This is a genomic window from Citrobacter sp. Marseille-Q5395 (assembly GCF_947057495.1).
GTDB lineage: Bacteria > Pseudomonadota > Gammaproteobacteria > Enterobacterales > Enterobacteriaceae > Citrobacter > Citrobacter murliniae.
On sequence record NZ_CAMSEL010000018.1, the window covers coordinates 40981 to 60623 of the forward strand.

Annotated in this window: 18 protein-coding genes; 12 read left to right on the forward strand and 6 right to left on the reverse strand. The window is 53.0% G+C overall.

Annotated features, from left to right (window positions below; translation table 11 throughout):
* Nucleotides 1-6 precede the first annotated feature (6 nt).
* The gene (metF, locus tag OH663_RS19110) at nucleotides 7-894 is read right to left on the reverse strand and encodes a methylenetetrahydrofolate reductase (RefSeq protein WP_045449335.1); all 888 of its coding nucleotides are present in this window, start codon (nucleotides 892-894) and stop codon (nucleotides 7-9) included.
* A 109-nt stretch (nucleotides 895-1003) separates the two neighbouring features.
* Entirely contained in the window at nucleotides 1004-1957 is a 954-nt protein-coding gene (locus tag OH663_RS19115) for a LysR family transcriptional regulator (RefSeq protein ID WP_200012980.1), read from the reverse strand.
* A gap of 89 nt (nucleotides 1958-2046) precedes the next feature.
* Between OH663_RS19115 and OH663_RS19120 the strand changes: the two genes are divergently transcribed.
* The gene (locus OH663_RS19120) at nucleotides 2047-2421 is read left to right on the forward strand and encodes a carboxymuconolactone decarboxylase family protein (protein WP_045449331.1); all 375 of its coding nucleotides are present in this window, start codon (nucleotides 2047-2049) and stop codon (nucleotides 2419-2421) included.
* Between the two features lie 92 nt (nucleotides 2422-2513).
* Here the strand turns inward: OH663_RS19120 and metL are convergent, their stop codons facing one another.
* Together metL and metB are read right to left on the reverse strand one after the other, a co-directional pair.
* The gene (gene metL, locus OH663_RS19125; protein WP_200012978.1) at nucleotides 2514-4946 is read right to left on the reverse strand and encodes a bifunctional aspartate kinase/homoserine dehydrogenase II; all 2433 of its coding nucleotides are present in this window, start codon (nucleotides 4944-4946) and stop codon (nucleotides 2514-2516) included.
* A gap of 2 nt (nucleotides 4947-4948) precedes the next feature.
* On the reverse strand, nucleotides 4949-6109 hold the full coding sequence (metB, locus tag OH663_RS19130; RefSeq protein WP_045449327.1) for a cystathionine gamma-synthase: 1161 nt from the start codon (nucleotides 6107-6109) through the stop codon (nucleotides 4949-4951).
* Nucleotides 6110-6379: 270 nt separating this feature from the next.
* On the opposite strand from metB, the gene metJ reads away from it, so the two are divergent.
* On the forward strand, nucleotides 6380-6697 hold the full coding sequence (gene metJ, locus OH663_RS19135) for a met regulon transcriptional regulator MetJ (protein WP_003862042.1): 318 nt from the start codon (nucleotides 6380-6382) through the stop codon (nucleotides 6695-6697).
* 54 nt (nucleotides 6698-6751) lie between these two features.
* Here metJ and rpmE read toward each other — a convergent pair whose 3' ends face one another.
* Nucleotides 6752-6964 (reverse strand): 50S ribosomal protein L31, encoded by a 213-nt coding sequence (rpmE, locus tag OH663_RS19140; protein WP_008787040.1) that lies wholly within the window; start codon nucleotides 6962-6964, stop codon nucleotides 6752-6754.
* A 204-nt stretch (nucleotides 6965-7168) separates the two neighbouring features.
* Here rpmE and priA point away from each other — a divergent pair, with 204 nt between their 5' ends.
* From priA to rraA, 7 genes are all read left to right on the forward strand, one after another.
* The gene (gene priA, locus OH663_RS19145) at nucleotides 7169-9367 is read left to right on the forward strand and encodes a primosomal protein N' (RefSeq protein WP_048223394.1); all 2199 of its coding nucleotides are present in this window, start codon (nucleotides 7169-7171) and stop codon (nucleotides 9365-9367) included.
* A gap of 157 nt (nucleotides 9368-9524) precedes the next feature.
* Nucleotides 9525-10550: a DNA-binding transcriptional regulator CytR gene (gene cytR, locus OH663_RS19150; protein WP_045449321.1), complete on the forward strand. Its 1026-nt coding sequence runs from the start codon at nucleotides 9525-9527 to the stop codon at nucleotides 10548-10550.
* 93 nt (nucleotides 10551-10643) lie between these two features.
* Nucleotides 10644-11636, forward strand: a complete 993-nt coding sequence (ftsN, locus tag OH663_RS19155; RefSeq protein ID WP_200012975.1) for a cell division protein FtsN — start codon at nucleotides 10644-10646, stop codon at nucleotides 11634-11636.
* A 91-nt stretch (nucleotides 11637-11727) separates the two neighbouring features.
* Nucleotides 11728-12258, forward strand: coding sequence for an ATP-dependent protease subunit HslV (hslV, locus tag OH663_RS19160; protein ID WP_003028805.1), 531 nt, complete (start codon nucleotides 11728-11730; stop codon nucleotides 12256-12258).
* Nucleotides 12259-12267: 9 nt separating this feature from the next.
* Nucleotides 12268-13599, forward strand: coding sequence for an HslU--HslV peptidase ATPase subunit (gene hslU / locus OH663_RS19165; RefSeq protein WP_045449318.1), 1332 nt, complete (start codon nucleotides 12268-12270; stop codon nucleotides 13597-13599).
* Nucleotides 13600-13666: 67 nt separating this feature from the next.
* On the forward strand, nucleotides 13667-14596 hold the full coding sequence (gene menA, locus OH663_RS19170) for a 1,4-dihydroxy-2-naphthoate polyprenyltransferase (RefSeq protein ID WP_045449316.1): 930 nt from the start codon (nucleotides 13667-13669) through the stop codon (nucleotides 14594-14596).
* Nucleotides 14597-14688: 92 nt separating this feature from the next.
* A complete protein-coding gene (gene rraA, locus OH663_RS19175) occupies nucleotides 14689-15174 on the forward strand; it encodes a ribonuclease E activity regulator RraA (RefSeq protein WP_045449315.1) in 486 nt (161 codons plus the stop codon).
* Nucleotides 15175-15390: 216 nt separating this feature from the next.
* Here the strand turns inward: rraA and zapB are convergent, their stop codons facing one another.
* Nucleotides 15391-15636: a septal ring assembly protein ZapB gene (zapB, locus tag OH663_RS19180; RefSeq protein WP_005121725.1), complete on the reverse strand. Its 246-nt coding sequence runs from the start codon at nucleotides 15634-15636 to the stop codon at nucleotides 15391-15393.
* A gap of 428 nt (nucleotides 15637-16064) precedes the next feature.
* Between zapB and OH663_RS19185 the strand changes: the two genes are divergently transcribed.
* The 3 genes from OH663_RS19185 (at nucleotide 16065) to glpX (ending at nucleotide 19585) form a co-directional block, all read left to right on the forward strand.
* Complete coding sequence (locus tag OH663_RS19185) at nucleotides 16065-16910, forward strand: MIP/aquaporin family protein (protein WP_045449313.1); 846 nt, start codon at nucleotides 16065-16067, stop codon at nucleotides 16908-16910.
* Between the two features lie 22 nt (nucleotides 16911-16932).
* The gene (gene glpK, locus OH663_RS19190) at nucleotides 16933-18441 is read left to right on the forward strand and encodes a glycerol kinase GlpK (RefSeq protein ID WP_045449312.1); all 1509 of its coding nucleotides are present in this window, start codon (nucleotides 16933-16935) and stop codon (nucleotides 18439-18441) included.
* A 133-nt stretch (nucleotides 18442-18574) separates the two neighbouring features.
* Entirely contained in the window at nucleotides 18575-19585 is a 1011-nt protein-coding gene (glpX, locus tag OH663_RS19195; protein ID WP_045449305.1) for a class II fructose-bisphosphatase, read from the forward strand.
* Nucleotides 19586-19643 lie beyond the last annotated feature (58 nt).

Consider the following 19643-nt stretch of genomic DNA (forward strand, 5'->3'; position numbering starts at 1 on the left):
ATCTGTTTAATTCGGTCTTACACCCAGCGTGTGGCAAATAGCGTAGCTCATTTCCGCACGATTGAGGGTATAGAAGTGGAAATCTTTCACCCCTTCACGACTTAAAATCTTCACCATATCCATGGCGATATTCGCCCCAACCAGCTTACGGGTCTCGGCATCGTCATCCAGGCCATCAAACATTGTCGACATCCACGCCGGAATGCGAACGTTAGTCATGTCAGCAAATTTTTTCGCTTGCTTAAAGTTGGAAACCGGCAGAATGCCCGGGATAATCTCCACATCGATCCCCGCAGACACACAGCGATCGCGAAAACGCAAATAGCTTTCCACATCAAAGAAAAATTGGGTGATCGCGCGGTTCGCTCCGGCATCGACCTTACGCTTCAGGTTGAGCAAATCAGCCTGTGCGCTTTTCGCTTCAGGATGCACTTCCGGATAAGCCGCAACTGAGATATCAAAATCTGCGACATCTTTCAGCAAGGTCACCAGATCAGAAGCGTACATATCCGGCTTACCACCACCTGCCGGCAAATCACCGCGCAGAGCAACAATATGACGAATACCGTTGTTCCAGTAATCCTGAGCAATAGTGCGCAACTCATCACGGGTAGCATCAATACAGGTCAGGTGCGGAGCCGCTTCGAGGCCCGTGCGATCCTTAATTCCCTTAATAATGCTGTGCGTGCGGTCACGCTCACCCGAGTTTGCACCATAGGTGACGGAAACAAACTTAGGTTTCAGACTGCTCAGACGATCGATGGAGTTCCACAGGGTTTGCTCCATTTCACTGGTGCGCGGCGGGAAAAACTCGAACGAAACGTTAATCTGACCCTGCACTTCTGCCAGGCTCTGATTCAGGGCTTCCCGCTGGTTGGCGTGAAAAAAGCTCATACCTTACCTCATCAATCTTTTGTCGTTATATGTTGTGTTGTGAACTGCTATACGTTTAGACGTCTAGATGTAAAAATGACGGAAAAGCGCAGTGACGTCAACTGAAAAATCATTGTGGAAGGTGAGGAATACTCAGCGAAGGTGAAATAAATTCATTCTGGTTTGCTGGCAGAAGAGATTTTATCAACGCCGGGAGCCATTTCAGGCGATCTTCCTGCCCTGGTGATATCACCAGACCAGTGTTGATACGCAAATCACAGCCATTCAGCGGGCAAAAAGTCACGCCCTGACGCTGAATAGCCGCAAAAGAGGCGGGGAGAATACTCAGGCCATCGCCATGCGCAATTCGGGCTAATAAAACATCATGTTCAAGAGGTTCTTCAATACAGGCAGGAGAATAACCTGCGCGTCTGAATATCTGGTGGGTATAGTCGAAAAAGGCCGGATTACGCTCTCTCTTAAACCAGAACAGCGGCCTGTGATTGAGCGTCCTCAGTGACAGCGATTTCTCAGCCGCTTCTGGCCAGGAGGCTGGCAACGCGGCAATCAGCGGCTCATGCCAGGGTAAATCCGTCACCGTAAGCCCCGCCGTTTCCAGCGGTAATGCCACCAGCGCAGCATCCAGTTTACCCCGGCGTACCTGCCGCACCAGTTCGGTCGACGCGTGACGTACAATGTGCAGCGTCTCGACACGCTCAACCAAATGCGACTCAAACGATGCAAATATACCTTGCTCAAACGCTGTGCTTAACCCCAGTCGTAGCGCTTGCCCATCCGCTTTCGCCAGTTGGCTCAACGCAAGATAGGTTGTGTCCTGTAGCGTCAGCAGCGGGCGAACCATCTCCAGTACACGCAACCCATCTTCCGTCAGCGAGAGTCCACGGCTATGACGGGTAAAAAGCGTCACCCCCAGGCGAACTTCAAGCTGGCGAATATGGCGACTGAGCGGAGGCTGCGACATAAACAGGCGCTGTGCCGCACGGCTCATGTTGTTCTCTTCCGCTACCACGACGAAATAGCGTAGCAGGCGGATATCCAGAGAATTAAGCGGTTGGGTTGTCATACCGAAAAGGTATCACGAAAACGGTATTATCTATAGAAACGCCCACAACCTATCCTCACGTCATACACCAGACAAACGAGGGATAAACCATGTTTTCAGAACGCTATATTACCGGACAAAAAATGCTGCAACAGGTGGATGGCAAAAGCGGCGACGCAGTGCTGGAAAGCCTGAAAGATATTGCGCCAGATTTCGCCCGCTATCTGCTCGAATTTCCTTTCGGTGATATCTATTCCCGACCGGGACTCGATTTACGCAGTCGGGAAATTGCGACCGTCGCCGCATTAACCGCTCTTGGCAACGCGACGCCACAGTTGAAAGTACACATTGCCGCTGCTCTGCATGTTGGATTAACGCAGGAAGAGATCATTGAGGTGATAATGCAGATGGCTGTATATGCAGGTTTTCCAGCCGCGCTGAATGGCCTTTTCGCTGCAAAAGAGGTCTTTTCAGCTCACGAATAGCGAAGCTGCACGCCGGATAAGATGCGTTAACATCTTTATCCGGCCTAACAATCACACTGGCCGGATAAACTCAGCGTCATCCGGCAACAAAACTACAGCAGTTGCGCCAGGCGATTGATATCCGACTGAATAGCGCCAGCAGTCACATCGCGACCCGCCCCCGGTCCGCGAATCACCAGCGGGTTATCGCGATACCAGCGACTTTCAATGGCGAACACGTTATCGCACGGCAGTAGCGCCGCCAGCGGATGTTCTGGTCGCACCGCTTCAACACCGACGCGTGCTTTGCCGTTAGCATCAAAACGCGCCACGTAGCGTAGCACCAGCCCCATTTCACGGGCGGCTTCCAGACGCTGTACCATCTGCTCGTTCAGCTCATCGCCATTTTCAAAGAAATGATCAATTGAGCCTTCTTCACAGTGCGCTGGTACCAGGGACTCCACACGAACCTGATCCGGTTCGATATCGTAACCGGCTTCGCGCGCCAGAATCACCAGCTTGCGCATCACATCTTTGCCCGAAAGGTCCACTCGCGGGTCCGGTTCAGTCAACCCCTGCTGCCACGCCTGATCCACCAGATCGGTAAACGGGACAGATCCGTCAAATTGCAGGAACAGCCACGACAGCGTACCGGAGAAGATCCCACTGATCGACAGAATGGTGTCTCCACTGTCAATCAGATCGCGCACGGTATGGTTGATCGGCAATCCGGCACCCACGGTGGCGTTATACAACCAGTGGCGACCCGTTTTCTCGAAGGCATCGTGAATTTGGCGATATTTATTACTGGTGCTAGCTCCCGCCAGTTTATTGGCGCTGATAACGTGAAAACCGTGGCTGGCGAAATCCAGATACTGATCCGCCAGCTGTTCGCTGGCGGTCACGTCCAGCACAACTAAATCATCATACGGGTGGGCGCGCATCCACAGGAACAGCGACTCTTCATCCTGTTCCACTGCTTCGTCATCGAAGAAGGCTAATGCGCGGCTGGCATCCAGCCCTTCATAGTTCAGCAGGCTACGGCGGCTATCCACCACGCCTGCCAGCACAAACTCAAAACCAGTACGTGCAGAAAGCGTGCTTTGTTCACGGGCGAACAGTTCCAGCCAGCGAGAACCAATATTCCCCTTCCCGAACAACACCAGACCAATACGTTTTTCTGCGCGGAAGATAGACTGGTGCAGTCCCTGAATCAGGCTTTCAGTCGGACCGGTACGCAGTACGGCAACCAGACTGATGCCCTCTTCCGACTGCCAGGTAAACTCTACCGGCTGACCTTTCAGTTGCTGCCAGAAACGGTGGCAGTGCAGCGGATTGCGTGTCACGCCAGCCCCAACCATCGCCACCAGCGCCAGCCCCTGACGTAAACGCAGCTCGCCAGGTAAACCGGCCTCATCAAGAATTTTCAGTGCGCCGTCAGCGACTTCTGAGGTGTAGCAAAATTGCAGGAGTTGGCGATCGGGATGCACGCCAACCGCCAGCGGACGCACCTGTGTGCGTTTTAAAATCTGATCGATCTCTTTATACGCCAGCTTAAAGTCCTGACCACCTGGAACCAGGAATTCAATCAGGCAGACATCGTCATGGCTGGTCACAATACGCGCTCCGGTACCGGAAGCCAGCACGCGTTCAATGCGCGTCGATCCCTGATCCGGCGTATAGCTGCAGCGCAACTGAAGGTCGATATCGCTGCCAGAAACCGGCTGTAAAGTCCGGGCATGCAGAACCGGAGCGGCCAGACGAGCCAGTTCGCTGGCTTCGTCCAGACGCAGCAATGGCAACAGACAGGCATCCTTCACTTTTCGTGGGTCCGCACTGTATACCCCGGCGACATCGCTCCAGATGGTCACTCGGGAAACACCCGCCAGCGCACCGACTTGCGTCGCAGAGTAGTCAGAGCCGTTACGCCCCAGCAATACCGTTTCGCCCGCATTGCTACGACTGATAAAACCGGTCACTACCAGGCGCTTGCCCGGATGCTGAGCCAGCAGTTGTTGTAATAATGGGTAAGAGAGACCTTCATCCACCTGCGGTTGAGCGCCGCGCTCAGCACGCAAAAACTCACGCGCATCCAGCCAGGTCGACTCCAGCCCCTGCTGATTAAGCACGGCAGACATCAGGCGTGCCGACCACACTTCGCCATGCCCTACGACTTCGGCGTAGACCGTATCGTTCACGCCACTGTCGAGCAAACCGGCCAGGCGCTCCAGATCGTTGATAAACGCGCCGATCAACCCATCGGCCACGTCTGGCGGCAATAAGCCGCTAATAAGTTCGCTCTGATAGCGGCGTAACGCCTGCTGAACCTGATGCGCAGAAAGACGATCGGTCTGGCTTAACTTCAGCCAGCTAATCAACTGGTTAGTGGTGCTGCCTGCAGCTGAAACAACCATCATATCGTCAGGCTGCGAGTACTCCGCCATAATACCTGCGACACGCAAATAACATTTCACGTCTGCCAGACTACTACCACCAAATTTGTGCAGTTGACGACCCTTCGCCCCTGCCTGCGCAATCACACTCATGTTTACCCCTTGTTTGCAGCCCGGAAGCCATTTTCCAGGTCGGCAATTAAATCTTCGCCATCTTCAATACCGGTGGAGATACGCAGCAGCGTTTCAGAAATTCCGGCAGCAGCACGCGCTTCTGGTGCCATACCCGCATGTGTCATGGTTGCGGCGTGGGAGATCAGACTTTCAACTCCCCCTAATGATTCCGCCAGCGTAAACAACGACAACCCGCCCAGGAAGCGACGCAGCGTTTGCTCATCACCATCCAGTTCAAAACTCAACATCGCGCCAAAGCCTTTTTGTTGGCGCGCGGCAATCTCATGCCCCTGATTATCCGGCAGTGACGGGTGATACAGTTTTTTCACCAGCGGCTGGGTTTGCAAATAGTCCACAATCGCCTGAGCATTACGTTGTGCCACCTCCATACGCGGTGACAAAGTACGCAGGCCACGCAACAGCAGATAGCTATCAAATGCGCCGCCGGTTACGCCAATATTATTCGCCCACCATGCCAGCTCAGTGACCGTTTCAGGATCTTTCGCAATCACTACGCCAGCCACCACATCAGAGTGACCGTTTAAATATTTCGTGCATGAATGCAACACCAGATCGGCGCCCAATGCCAGTGGATTTTGCAGTGCAGGGCTTAAAAAAGTGTTATCCACAACACTCACCGCGCCAGCTTCACGCGCCAGCTGGCAGATTTTCGCAATATCCACCACGCGTAACAGGGGATTACTCGGGCTTTCCACCAGCACTAACTGCGGTTTTTCCGCCAGTGCCGCCTTGAGCGCCTGCTCATTACCCTGATCGACAAACAGGACGCGATAACAACCGCGCTTCGCCAGACTGTCAAACAGACGATAGCTGCCGCCGTAACAGTCGTGTGGCGCCACCAGTAAATCACCAGGCTTCAGGAACACCGTAGTCACCAGATGGATCGCCGACATACCAGTATTGGTCAGCACTGCACCAGCCCCTCCTTCCAGCTCAGCCAGCGCGCGCTGGACGACATCACGCGTCGGGTTGCCGCGACGTGAATAGTCATGGGCTCGCGGCTCATTAAAACCGGTGAAGTTATAGGTACTGGAAAGGTGAATCGGCGGGACAACGCAACCGTACTGCTCGTCGTCATTTAATCCGCTACGCACTGCGATGGTGGCCTGTTTACGCGTCATATTGAGGAGTTCCTGGCTGAGCCGGTGAAAAGTCAGGCACCAGAGTAATCATTGTTACAATAGCCGTCAATACATCTGGACATCTAAACTTCTTTGCGTATAGATTGAGCAAACTGGAAATAGCCGTTAAAATTATATGCATTAGCGCACATCTGCGATGGCTAACTTCGTGTCAGGGCCTCGCCACTACGATAAACTACGCGCAATGAAATTATGGCTCGGGCTCAGTTTCCGGCCTCAATATAAATGACAAAGAGGATTAGGTATCTCATGGCTGAATGGAGCGGCGAATATATCAGCCCATACGCTGAGCACGGTAAGAAGAGTGAGCAAGTCAAAAAAATTACGGTTTCCATTCCTCTGAAGGTGTTAAAAATCCTTACCGATGAACGCACGCGTCGTCAGGTGAACAACCTGCGCCACGCCACCAACAGCGAACTGCTGTGTGAAGCGTTTCTGCATGCCTTTACCGGGCAACCGTTACCCAACGATGATGATCTGCGTAAAGAACGCAGTGATGAAATTCCTGAAGAGGCGAAGGTAATTATGCGTGAACTGGGGATCGACCCGGAAACGTGGGAATACTAAACGCCGGATACAAAAAAAGCGCCGTAAGGCGCTTTTTTTTGACAGCAGAAAAACTTATTTGCTGCCCGGGATGCTGAAACGCTTGTTGAAGCGATCAACACGGCCACCGGTAGCAACATCACGCTGCTTGCCAGTATAGAACGGGTGGCACTGACCGCACACGTCCAGGTTCAGATCGTGACCGACGGTAGAGCGGATTTTCATGACGTTACCGCAAGAGCAGTTTGCAGTAATTTCTTCGTATTTCGGGTGAATATCTTTTTTCATGGGGAAACCTCGGTTTAAGGCCGCGTCGCTCTTCCAGCCCTAACGCCAGACACCACGCGATGTTAATAGTATAGGTCAGTGATACAAATTTGTATCAAAGGCGGCGAATCATACAGAAATTAACCTGCTCATGCAAACTGATCCGCATTCCGCTTCTCACTAATGTGTATACTAACCCGCCAGAATTCAAGTCAGGATGATTAAATGCCCGTTGCGCACGTTGCCTTACCCGTCCCGCTACCCCGCACCTTTGACTACCTCTTGCCGGAAGGCATGAACGCCAAAGCCGGGTGTCGCGTACGTGTGCCCTTTGGCAAGCAGCAGGAGCGTGTCGGCATTGTCCTGTCGGTAAGCGAGCAAAGCGAACTGCCGCTGAATGAATTAAAAGCCGTGATTGAGGTACTGGACAGCGAACCGGTCTATTCCTCCTCCGTCTGGCGTTTACTGCTGTGGGCTGCTGATTATTACCACCACCCTATTGGCGACGTGCTGTTTCATGCTTTGCCTATTCTGCTACGCCAGGGCAGACCTGCCACTAACGCGCCAATGTGGTACTGGTTTGCCACCGAAGAAGGTCAGGTTATTGATTTAAACAGCCTGAAGCGCTCCCCCAAACAACAGCAGGCGCTGGCAGCGCTACGCCAGGGAAAAATCTGGCGTGACCAGGTGGCTGAACTCGAATTTAATGACGCCGCATTACAAGCACTGCGTAAAAAAGGTCTCTGCGACCTGGCGAGCGAAACGCCAGGTTTCAGTGACTGGCGCACGCACTACGCCGTTTCCGGTGAGCGGTTACGGCTAAATACCGAACAGGCCACTGCCGTTGGAGCGATTCACAGCGAATCAGACTGTTTTAGCGCCTGGCTACTAGCAGGCGTGACGGGTTCTGGCAAAACAGAAGTCTATCTGAGCGTACTGGAAAATATCCTCGCCCAGGGCAAACAGGCGCTGGTGATGGTGCCGGAGATTGGTCTGACACCACAAACCATTGCCCGCTTTCGCGAACGCTTCAATGCTCCGGTAGAAGTATTGCACTCCGGTCTGAATGACAGCGAACGTCTTTCTGCCTGGCTGAAAGCGAAAAATGGTGAAGCGGCGATTGTCATCGGTACGCGTTCATCACTGTTTACACCGTTTAAAAATCTCGGCGTAATTGTCATCGACGAAGAGCATGACAGCTCCTATAAACAGCAGGAAGGCTGGCGCTATCACGCCCGCGATCTGGCGGTTTACCGCGCCCACAGCGAGCAGATCCCCATTATTCTCGGGTCGGCCACTCCGGCGCTGGAAACGCTGTGCAACGTGCGGCAAAAAAAATACCGTATGCTGCGCCTGACGCGCCGCGCCGGAAATGCACGTCCTGCCATTCAGCACGTACTGGATCTAAAAGGTCAGCAGGTACAGGCCGGACTGGCTCCTGCGCTTATCACCCGCATGCGTCAGCATCTGCAGGCGGATAATCAGGTAATTCTCTTTCTTAATCGCCGGGGATTTGCCCCTGCACTGCTATGCCACGACTGCGGCTGGATTGCCGAATGCCCGCGCTGCGATCACTACTACACGCTGCATCAGGCGCAGCATCATTTGCGCTGCCACCACTGTGACAGTCAGCGTCCCATACCGCGTCAGTGTCCTTCCTGCGGTTCTACGCATATGGTACCGGTCGGACTCGGCACCGAACAGCTTGAACAGGCTTTAGCCCCCTTCTTCCCAGGTGTACCGATTTCGCGTATTGACCGCGATACCACCAGCCGTAAAGGGGCGCTGGAGCAGCATCTGGCAGAAGTGCATCGCGGCGGCGCACGAATTCTTATCGGCACACAAATGCTGGCAAAAGGTCACCACTTCCCGGACGTCACACTGGTGGCATTACTGGATGTGGACGGGGCGCTATTCTCGGCAGATTTTCGTTCAGCAGAGCGCTTCGCCCAGCTTTACACACAGGTATCCGGGCGTGCAGGCCGTGCCGGTAAACAGGGTGAAGTGGTGCTGCAAACGCACCACCCTGAACATCCACTGCTGCAAACCTTGCTGTATAAAGGTTATGACGCCTTTGCCGAACAGGCACTGGCCGAACGCCAAACGCTGCAGCTTCCACCGTGGACCAGCCATGTGATCGTACGGGCAGAAGACCATAACAATCAGCATGCGCCGATGTTCCTGCAGCAACTGCGCAATCTGATTCAGGCCAGTCCGCTGGCCGACGACAAACTCTGGGTGCTCGGCCCGGTTCCTGCACTGGCACCCAAGCGTGGCGGCCGTTATCGCTGGCAAATTTTGTTGCAACATCCGTCACGCATTCGACTACAACATATCGTTAGCGGGACACTGGCGTTAATCAATACGCTGCCTGATGCACGCAAGGTCAAATGGGTGTTGGATGTCGATCCCATTGAGGGATAGCCCCCTCATGATGCGAGGCGGATCGTAAAATTAAATATCCATCACACTTTTTATGAAAATTCTGTAACTGCTTCTATTCACTATCTGATAAAAATATTTCAAATGAAGGTTACCCAGGGACAGGTCTGCGCCAGCAGCTCTCTGGCGAGGAGAAAGAGTGAAACCGAATAAGCAGGTCGCTGCCGCTACGATGAAAGATGTTGCCCTGAAGGCGAAAGTCTCCACGGCAACCGTCTCCCGTGCATTAATGAACCCGGACAAAGTCTCTCAGTCCACCCGTAGCCGGGTTGAGCAGGCCGCGCTGGAAGTGGGATATCTCCCCCAATCGATGGGGCGCAACGTTAAGCGCAATGAATCACGTACCATTCTGGTGATTGTTCCGGATATTTGCGACCCGTTCTTTAGTGAAATTATCCGGGGCATTGAGGTCACCGCCGCAGAGCAGGGTTACCTGGTGCTGATCGGTGATTGCGCGCACCAGAACCAGGAGGAAAAGACTTTTCTTAACCTCATTATCACCAAGCAGATCGATGGCATGGTACTGCTTAGCTCACGTCTGCCGTTTGATGCCAGCGTGGAAGAGCAACGCAATTTGCCACCGATGGTGATGTCCAACGAATTCGCGCCAGAGCTGGAGCTCCCCACCGTTCATATTGATAACCTCACCGCTGCGTTTAATGCGATGAACTATCTGCTTGAACTGGGTCATCAGCGTATTGGCTGTATCGCCGGACCAGAGGATATGCCACTGTGTCACTACCGCCTGCAAGGTTACGTTCAGGCGTTGCGCCGCAGCGGGATTACGGTCGATCCACATTTTATCGCGCGCGGTAATTTTACCTATGAAGCAGGTGCAAACGCACTGAAACAGCTGCTTGAGCTACCACAGCCGCCTACCGCTGTTTTCTGTCACAGCGATGTCATGGCGCTGGGCGCACTCTCATATGCCAAACGTCAGGGCTTAAAAGTACCTGACGATTTATCCATTATTGGCTTTGATAACATTTCACTCACAGAATTTTGTGATCCACCCCTGACAACCGTTGCACAGCCGCGTTTCGATATCGGACGTGAAGCTATGCTGTTACTGCTCGATCAATTACAAGGGCATAACGTCAGTAGTGGCTCACGTTTACTGGACTGTGAGCTTATTATTCGGGGCTCTACGCGGGCATTGACTTAAAGTAAAGTGCTTTCGGACTCCCCTGTCTGGTCAAAGGCCCGCCGCTTAAGTAACATGGCGGGCTGACGAGCGAATAAATACAGCGAAACGATAGTGGCACAACGAGATTATGTACGTCGCGGCCAACCGGCACCTTCGCGGCGCAAAAAGAGCACTTCACGGAAAAAGCAACGCAATACGTCAGCGGTATCCCCCGCGATGGTCGCTATTGCGGCAGCCGTACTTGTGACCTTTATCGGTGGTCTGTACTTCATTACGCATCACAAGAAAGAAGAGTCCGAAACGCTGCAAAGCCAGAAAGTCACCGGTAATGGGATCCCACCGAAACCGGAAGAACGCTGGCGATACATCAAAGAGCTGGAAAGCCGCCAGCCGGGCGTGCGTGCGCCAACCGAACCTTCTGCTGGCGGTGAAGTGCTTAACGCCGATCAGCTTACCAATGAGCAGCGTCAGCTCCTGGCGCAAATGCAGGCTGATATGCGTCAGCAGCCCACGCAGCTCAATGAGGTACCGTGGAACGAACAAACGCCTGAACAACGCCAGCAAACTCTGCAGCGCCAGCGTCAGGTGCAGCAACAGCAGTGGACCAACGCACAGCAACAGGCTCAGCAGCCGCGTACGCGGGTAACGGAACAACCTTACCAGCAACAGCAACAGCAACAGCAACAAACGCGTACGGTACAGGCTGCGCCGGTACAACAGCCGCGTCAAACGCAGCCAAAACCGGCGGCCCAACAGCCGTACCAGGATCTGTTGCAGACGCCAGCGCATACCACAGCTGCTCAGCCGAAAACGCAACCAGCCGCGCCGATTACGCATGAAACAGAAGCGCCAAAACAGACGGCAGAGAAAAAAGATGAACGTCGCTGGATGGTTCAGTGTGGATCATTTAAAGGGGCTGAGCAGGCAGAAACTGTGCGTGCACAGTTGGCCTTTGAGGGCTTCAATTCCCGCATAACCACCAACAACGGCTGGAATCGCGTGGTCATTGGCCCGCTCAAAGGCAAAGAAAATGCTGACAACACTATCAGTCGTCTGAAAGTGGCTGGCCACACAAACTGCATTCGACTCGCTACCGGGGGTTGAAACCCCCAAAATCCCCCCCATCTATACTTGCATTACGCCCCGTACACTGTGCGGGGCCTGTATTCTGCATTTGTAACCAAGGGGTCTGCTCGTGACAACAATAGTAAGCGTACGCCGTAACGGCCATGTGGTAATCGCCGGTGATGGTCAGGCCACACTGGGTAACACCGTAATGAAAGGCAACGTGAAAAAAGTCCGCCGTCTGTACAACGACAAAGTCATTGCGGGCTTTGCGGGCGGCACTGCGGATGCATTCACGCTGTTTGAATTGTTTGAACGCAAACTGGAAATGCATCAGGGTCATCTGGTGAAAGCTGCCGTTGAACTGGCGAAAGACTGGCGAACCGATCGTATGCTGCGCAAACTCGAAGCATTGTTGGCCGTTGCAGATGAAACTGCATCGCTCATCATCACGGGTAATGGCGATGTCATCCAGCCAGAAAACGATCTGATTGCCATCGGCTCCGGCGGTCCCTACGCCCAGGCTGCAGCACGCGCTCTGCTGGAAAACACCGAGCTTGGCGCACGCGAGATTGCTGAGAAAGCGTTGGATATTGCAGGGGATATCTGCATTTATACCAACCACTTCCATACCATCGAAGAATTGAACTCCAAAGCGTAAGGATCCCCCATGTCTGAAATGACCCCACGCGAAATTGTCAGCGAACTGAACAAACACATTATCGGCCAGGATAACGCCAAGCGTTCCGTGGCGATTGCCCTGCGTAACCGCTGGCGCCGTATGCAGCTCGACGAAGAGCTGCGCCATGAAGTCACGCCAAAAAACATTCTGATGATTGGTCCAACCGGTGTCGGTAAAACCGAAATTGCCCGCCGTCTGGCAAAACTGGCCAACGCACCGTTCATCAAAGTTGAAGCAACGAAATTCACCGAAGTAGGCTATGTTGGTAAAGAAGTTGACTCCATCATCCGCGATTTAACCGACGCAGCCATTAAAATGGTTCGCGTTCAGGCTATCGAGAAAAACCGCTTCCGTGCAGAAGAAATGGCGGAAGAACGTATTCTCGATGTGCTGATTCCTCCAGCCAAAAATAACTGGGGACAGTCAGAACAGCCGCAGGAACCTTCCGCTGCACGTCAGGCGTTCCGTAAAAAACTGCGTGAAGGCCAACTGGACGATAAAGAGATTGAGATTGATCTCGCTGCTGCACCGATGGGCGTAGAAATCATGGCGCCTCCGGGAATGGAAGAGATGACCAGCCAGTTGCAGTCCATGTTCCAGAACTTAGGCGGCCAGAAACAAAAACCGCGTAAGCTGAAAATTAAAGATGCGATGAAGCTGCTGATTGAAGAAGAAGCGGCGAAACTGGTCAACCCGGAAGAGCTGAAACAGGAAGCTATCGACGCCGTTGAACAACACGGGATCGTGTTTATCGACGAAATCGACAAAATCTGTAAGCGCGGTGAATCTTCTGGTCCGGATGTGTCCCGTGAAGGCGTACAGCGCGACCTGCTGCCGCTGGTTGAAGGCTGCACCGTCTCCACCAAGCACGGCATGGTGAAAACCGATCACATACTGTTTATCGCCTCCGGCGCGTTCCAGGTGGCGAAACCGTCTGACCTGATCCCAGAACTGCAGGGTCGTCTGCCAATCCGCGTCGAGCTACAGGCGCTGACCACCAGCGATTTCGAGCGTATTCTGACTGAACCGAATGCCTCTATCACCGTGCAATACAAAGCGCTGATGGCGACCGAAGGCGTGAATATCGACTTCACTGAATCAGGTATTAAACGTATTGCCGAAGCGGCCTGGCAGGTCAACGAAACCACCGAAAACATCGGTGCACGTCGTCTGCATACCGTTCTCGAGCGTCTGATGGAAGATATTTCCTATGATGCGAGCGATTTGAACGGCCAAAGCATCACAATTGATGCCGAATATGTGAGCAAACATCTGGATGCGCTGGTCGCAGATGAAGATCTGAGCCGTTTTATCCTATAATCGCGTTCAATGCATTTTCATCACTGTTGATGGGGCTGATAAAGCCCCATTTTTATTGGCGCTAAATATGACTGAACAACAACAAATTAGCCGCTCACAAGCCTGGCTGGAAAGTTTACGACCTAAGACCTTACCGCTCGCCTTCGCGGCGATCATCGTCGGTACGGCATTAGCATGGTGGCAAGGGTATTTCGATCCGCTGGTTGCTCTGCTGGCATTAATCACGGCAGGACTGCTGCAAATTCTGTCCAACCTTGCGAACGACTATGGCGATGCTGTCAAAGGCAGCGACAAGCCCGACCGCATAGGGCCGTTACGTGGAATGCAAAAAGGGGTCATCACGCAGCAGGAAATGAAGCGCGCGTTGATTATCACCGTGGTCTTAATCTGCTTGTCCGGTCTGGCGCTGGTAGCAGTGGCCTGCCACACGCTGACTGATTTTGTCGGCTTTTTGATACTCGGCGGCCTGTCGATTATCGCCGCTATCACTTATACCGTAGGTAATCGTCCTTACGGCTATATTGGCCTGGGCGATATTTCCGTGCTGGTCTTCTTCGGCTGGCTCAGCGTTATGGGGAGCTGGTATCTGCAGGCGCATACGCTTATTCCCGCGTTGATTTTGCCGGCAACGGCCTGCGGTCTGCTGGCAACCGCCGTGCTCAATATCAATAACCTGCGCGATATCAACAGCGACAGAGAAAATGGCAAAAACACGCTGGTTGTACGTTTAGGCGCCGTCAATGCCCGTCGTTACCATGCCTGCCTGCTGATGGGTACGCTGGTCTGCCTGGCACTGTTTAACCTGTTCTCGCTGCAAAGTCTGTGGGGATGGCTGTTTATTCTGGCCGCTCCGTTGCTGATCAAACAGGCAAGATATGTGATGCATGAGATGGATCCTACAGCGATGCGCCCAATGCTGGAACGCACCGTGAAAGCTGCGCTATTAACTAACTTACTGTTTGTTGTTGGGATTTTCTTAAGTCAGTGGTCCCTTTAACTGACAAATATCAATTAACAATTGATGATTTTGCCAACAGTACACATAGCGCGATATACTAAAAATTCTCGCAGCAACTGAACGTTAAGCCTATGAAATACGATACATCCGAGCTTTGTGACATCTATCAGGAAGATGTCAACGTCGTGGAACCGCTGTTCTCTAACTTTGGGGGACGGTCGTCGTTTGGCGGACAAATCATCACGGTAAAATGTTTCGAGGACAACGGGTTGCTGTACGATCTGCTCGAACAAAATGGCCGTGGTCGAATTCTGCTGGTCGATGGCGGCGGTTCTGTCCGTCGTGCGCTGGTCGATGCCGAACTGGCTCGTCTGGCTGTACAGAATGAGTGGGAAGGTCTGGTCATCTACGGCTCAGTCCGCCAGGTGGACGATCTGGAAGAACTGGACATCGGCATTCAGGCGATTGCCGCTATTCCGGTGGGTGCCGCAGGTGAAGGAACCGGGGAAAGCGATGTGCGCGTCAACTTTGGTGGCGTGACGTTCTTCTCCGGCGACCATCTGTACGCCGACAATACCGGGATAATCCTTTCCGAAGACCCGCTCGATATCGAGTGATCAAAAAAGGCACCGCAAGGTGCCTTTTTTATGCGTTATCGCTGAGTACCGGAAGCAGCTTGCGCCTTATCCAGCCTACACGTAGGGGCGATTACGCGAGAGATTTCGTGTTGTAGCAAGGCGGCAAACGAAGGTATCCCCAGGAGCGTAGTAAACTACGAGACTGGGGTAACTAAGCGCAGCCAACGCTGCTACGGCGCGAAAGATAAAGCGTAATTAGACTTCTTCCATACGGCCGAGCAGAGCATGCAGACGATCCTGCCAGCCATTCTGCTGTTCTTTCAGGCTGTTATTCTCACGCTCCAGCTCTTCACGCTGCTGCTGTGCAGACTGAACTTCCTGCGACAGTGAGTTATTCTTTTCTTTCAGCTCTTCGATTTCCATCTGCAACAGCGTGATGGTATCAATCGCCTGCTGTACTTTTGCTTCCAGTTTCTCAAACACTTCTAATGACATCGTCATACCTCTCCTGAATTGCAAGGCGTTGATGGATAAAAATCCTCGTCCCGATAACCGGCGACGCCTTAATAAAAACGAGCGCACTCTACTTAGCTCCGATTGTATGAAGCCGCGCCATCCCTGTCCAGCAGCATCCCGCGCAGATTGCGGTTTGCAACACTTTTAATCTTTGTCCTGGTGACAGACAGCGCATAACTCAAAAGTGTTAACATATTGGTTAATGAAATGATTCAGCTCACACTCTTTTTGTATAACAAATACCTCGTTATGGCGCGATAACGCTCATTTTGTTGATGCAGTACACACATTTCAATTTCGATATTTCTCGTTTTTGCTCGTTAACGATAAATTAACAGTGTGCCTACCGGCTCCGGGGATGTCAGTGACCTTCTCGAACACAATAAACATTAAACTCTCTTCAGGATCCGATTATGAGTCAAACATCAACCTTAAAAGGCCAGTGCATTGCTGAATTCCTCGGTACCGGGTTGTTGATTTTCTTCGGTGTGGGCTGTGTTGCTGCACTTAAAGTGGCTGGCGCTACTTTTGGTCAGTGGGAAATCAGTATCATCTGGGGTCTGGGGGTAGCGATGGCTATCTATCTGACGGCAGGCGTTTCTGGTGCACACCTGAACCCAGCAGTCACAATCGCACTCTGGTTGTTTGCGTGTTTTGACAAACGCAAAGTAGTACCTTTTATTATTTCGCAAATTGCCGGCGCCTTTTGCGCAGCGGCATTGGTTTACGGGCTTTATTACAATCTTTTCATCGATTTCGAACAAACTAACCATATCGTGCGCGGCAGTACCGAGAGCCTGGGTCTGGCTGGTACTTTCTCCACCTATCCGAACCCGCATATCAATTTTGTGCAGGCCTTCGCGGTTGAAATGGTCATTACCGCTATTCTAATGGGGCTGATTCTGGCACTGACCGACGATGGTAACGGTGTACCTCGTGGTCCGCTGGCACCCCTGCTGATCGGCTTATTGATTGCCGTTATTGGTGCCTCCATGGGTCCACTGACCGGTTTTGCGATGAACCCGGCTCGTGACTTTGGGCCGAAACTATTCGCCGGGCTCGCAGGATGGGGAGAGATTGCCTTTACGGGTGGTCGCGATATTCCTTACTTCCTGGTACCGGTGTTTGGCCCGATTACCGGCGCGATTTTGGGCGCATGGGCATATCGCAAACTGATTGGTCGCCATTTACCGTGCGATGTCTGCGCGATTGAAGAGAAAGACATTGCGGCCAACACTCAACAAAAAGCTTCGCAGTAATGTGACTACGGGACAAAAAATTATGACTGAGAAAAAATATATCGTTGCGCTCGACCAGGGCACCACCAGCTCCCGCGCGGTCGTGATGGACCACGATGCAAATATCGTTAGCGTTTCACAACGCGAATTCGAGCAAATCTACCCGAAAGCAGGCTGGGTAGAACACGACCCAATGGAAATTTGGGCGACCCAAAGCTCCACGCTGGTAGAAGTGCTGGCGAAAGCCGATATCAGTTCCGATGAAATTGCAGCGATTGGTATTACTAACCAGCGTGAAACCACTATCGTCTGGGAGCGTGAGACCGGTAAACCTATCTATAACGCCATTGTGTGGCAGTGTCGTCGTACCGCTGATATTTGCGAGAAACTCAAGCGCGACGGGATGGAAGATTACATCCGTAACAACACCGGCCTGGTAATTGACCCGTATTTCTCCGGCACCAAAGTAAAGTGGATCCTTGACCACGTAGAAGGTTCTCGTGAGCGCGCTCGTCGCGGTGAACTGCTGTTCGGTACAGTGGATACCTGGCTTATCTGGAAAATGACTCAGGGACGTGTACACGTAACGGATTACACCAACGCCTCACGTACCATGCTGTTCAACATCCACTCCCTGGACTGGGACGACAAGATGCTGGATGCGTTGGACATCCCGCGCGCAATGCTGCCGGAAGTTCGTCGTTCCTCCGAAGTCTACGGTCAGACCAACATCGGTGGTAAAGGTGGCACACGTATTCCAATCTCCGGTATCGCAGGCGACCAGCAGGCTGCGCTGTTCGGCCAACTGTGCGTTAAGGAAGGGATGGCGAAAAACACCTACGGCACCGGCTGCTTCATGCTGATGAACACCGGTGAGAAAGCGGTTAAGTCCGAAAACGGACTGCTGACCACCATCGCCTGTGGCCCAACCGGAGAAGTGAACTACGCGCTGGAAGGTGCGGTGTTTATGGCTGGCGCATCCATCCAGTGGCTGCGTGATGAAATGAAACTCATCAGCGATGCTTTCGACTCCGAATATTTTGCCACCAAAGTGAAAGACACCAACGGCGTGTACGTTGTTCCGGCATTCACTGGCCTGGGTGCACCGTACTGGGACCCGTATGCCCGTGGCGCGATTTTCGGTCTGACCCGTGGCGTAAACTCTAACCACATCATCCGTGCAACGCTCGAGTCTATCGCTTACCAGACCCGTGATGTTCTGGAAGCGATGCAGGCCGATTCCGGTATTCGTCTGCACGCACTGCGTGTTGATGGCGGTGCGGTTGCCAACAACTTCCTGATGCAGTTCCAGTCAGACATTCTCGGCACTCGCGTTGAGCGCCCGGAAGTCCGCGAAGTTACCGCACTGGGTGCCGCATACCTGGCAGGCCTGGCCGTAGGTTTCTGGCAGAATCTGGATGAGTTGCAGGAAAAAGCTGTTATTGAACGTGAATTCCGCCCTGGTATTGAAACCACAGAGCGTAACTTCCGTTACAGCGGCTGGAAAAAAGCGGTCAAACGCGCCCTTGCGTGGGAAGACCACGAAGAGTAATGCTGAAATGCCGGATGGGGCTAACGCCTTATCCGGCAAAACCTTCTCAACCCTGCACACGCACACACATCAATAATCCAGCCCCTTACCCTGTGCTACACTTCGCGCCATTCCTTTCTGCTACGAGTTTGCAATGAGACGAGAACTTGCCATTGAATTTTCACGCGTGACCGAAGCAGCCGCACTGGCTGGCTATAAATGGCTGGGTCGCGGCGATAAAAACATCGCTGACGGCGCGGCGGTGAACGCCATGCGTATTATGCTCAACCAGGTCAACATCGACGGCACTATTGTTATTGGTGAGGGCGAAATCGATGAAGCGCCAATGTTGTTTATCGGTGAGAAGGTTGGGACCGGTCTCGGCGATGCCGTGGACATAGCTGTCGATCCAATCGAAGGCACGCGCATGACAGCAATGGGCCAGGCGAATGCCCTGGCAGTACTGGCTGTCGGTGATAAAGGCTGCTTCCTGAACGCGCCGGATATGTATATGGAAAAGCTGATTGTCGGCCCTGGTGCGAAAGGATCAATCGACCTGAATCTGCCGCTGGAAGCTAACCTGCGTAACATTGCTGCCGCACTCGGTAAACCACTTGGTGAGCTGACCGTCACCATCCTTGCAAAGCCTCGTCATGATGAAGTTATCGCTGAGATGGCGAAGCTGGGCGTACGCGTGTTTGCCATTCCTGACGGCGATGTCGCCGCCTCAATTCTGACCTGCATGCCAGACAGCGAAGTCGACGTACTGTACGGTATCGGCGGTGCACCGGAAGGCGTAGTTTCCGCTGCCGTAATCCGCGCACTGGATGGCGACATGCAGGGCCGCCTGCTGGCACGTCACGACGTCAAGGGCGACAGCGAAGAGAATCGTCGCATTGGCGAACAGGAACTGGCTCGTTGCCAGGCAATGGGCATTGAAGCAGGCAAAGCGCTGCGTCTGGACGAAATGGCGCGCAGCGACAATGTGATTTTCTCAGCGACCGGGATCACCAAAGGCGACCTGCTGGAAGGGATTAGCCGTAAAGGCAATATCGCAACCACTGAAACACTGCTGATCCGCGGGAAATCGCGCACGATCCGCCGCATTCAATCCATTCACTACCTGGATCGCAAAGATCCTGATGTGCAGGCGCACATCCTGTAACAGATTTGTTTGATTGAGCTTTCCAGTCCTCCGGGACTGGAATTTTTTTGTTCAGCGA

What these genes read in the sequence shown, in the direction of transcription:
- metF (WP_045449335.1), bottom strand. Translation starts at nt 894, where the DNA reads ATGAGCTTTTTTCACGCCAACCAGCGGGAAGCCCTGAATCAGAGCCTG.
- OH663_RS19115 (WP_200012980.1), bottom strand. Translation starts at nt 1,957, where the DNA reads ATGACAACCCAACCGCTTAATTCTCTGGATATCCGCCTGCTACGCTAT.
- OH663_RS19120 (WP_045449331.1), top strand. Translation starts at nt 2,047, where the DNA reads ATGTTTTCAGAACGCTATATTACCGGACAAAAAATGCTGCAACAGGTG.
- metL (WP_200012978.1), bottom strand. Translation starts at nt 4,946, where the DNA reads ATGAGTGTGATTGCGCAGGCAGGGGCGAAGGGTCGTCAACTGCACAAA.
- metB (WP_045449327.1), bottom strand. Translation starts at nt 6,109, where the DNA reads ATGACGCGTAAACAGGCCACCATCGCAGTGCGTAGCGGATTAAATGAC.
- metJ (WP_003862042.1), top strand. Translation starts at nt 6,380, where the DNA reads ATGGCTGAATGGAGCGGCGAATATATCAGCCCATACGCTGAGCACGGT.
- rpmE (WP_008787040.1), bottom strand. Translation starts at nt 6,964, where the DNA reads ATGAAAAAAGATATTCACCCGAAATACGAAGAAATTACTGCAAACTGC.
- priA (WP_048223394.1), top strand. Translation starts at nt 7,169, where the DNA reads ATGCCCGTTGCGCACGTTGCCTTACCCGTCCCGCTACCCCGCACCTTT.
- hslU (WP_045449318.1), top strand. Translation starts at nt 12,268, where the DNA reads ATGTCTGAAATGACCCCACGCGAAATTGTCAGCGAACTGAACAAACAC.
- menA (WP_045449316.1), top strand. Translation starts at nt 13,667, where the DNA reads ATGACTGAACAACAACAAATTAGCCGCTCACAAGCCTGGCTGGAAAGT.
- rraA (WP_045449315.1), top strand. Translation starts at nt 14,689, where the DNA reads ATGAAATACGATACATCCGAGCTTTGTGACATCTATCAGGAAGATGTC.
- zapB (WP_005121725.1), bottom strand. Translation starts at nt 15,636, where the DNA reads ATGACGATGTCATTAGAAGTGTTTGAGAAACTGGAAGCAAAAGTACAG.
- OH663_RS19185 (WP_045449313.1), top strand. Translation starts at nt 16,065, where the DNA reads ATGAGTCAAACATCAACCTTAAAAGGCCAGTGCATTGCTGAATTCCTC.
- glpK (WP_045449312.1), top strand. Translation starts at nt 16,933, where the DNA reads ATGACTGAGAAAAAATATATCGTTGCGCTCGACCAGGGCACCACCAGC.
- glpX (WP_045449305.1), top strand. Translation starts at nt 18,575, where the DNA reads ATGAGACGAGAACTTGCCATTGAATTTTCACGCGTGACCGAAGCAGCC.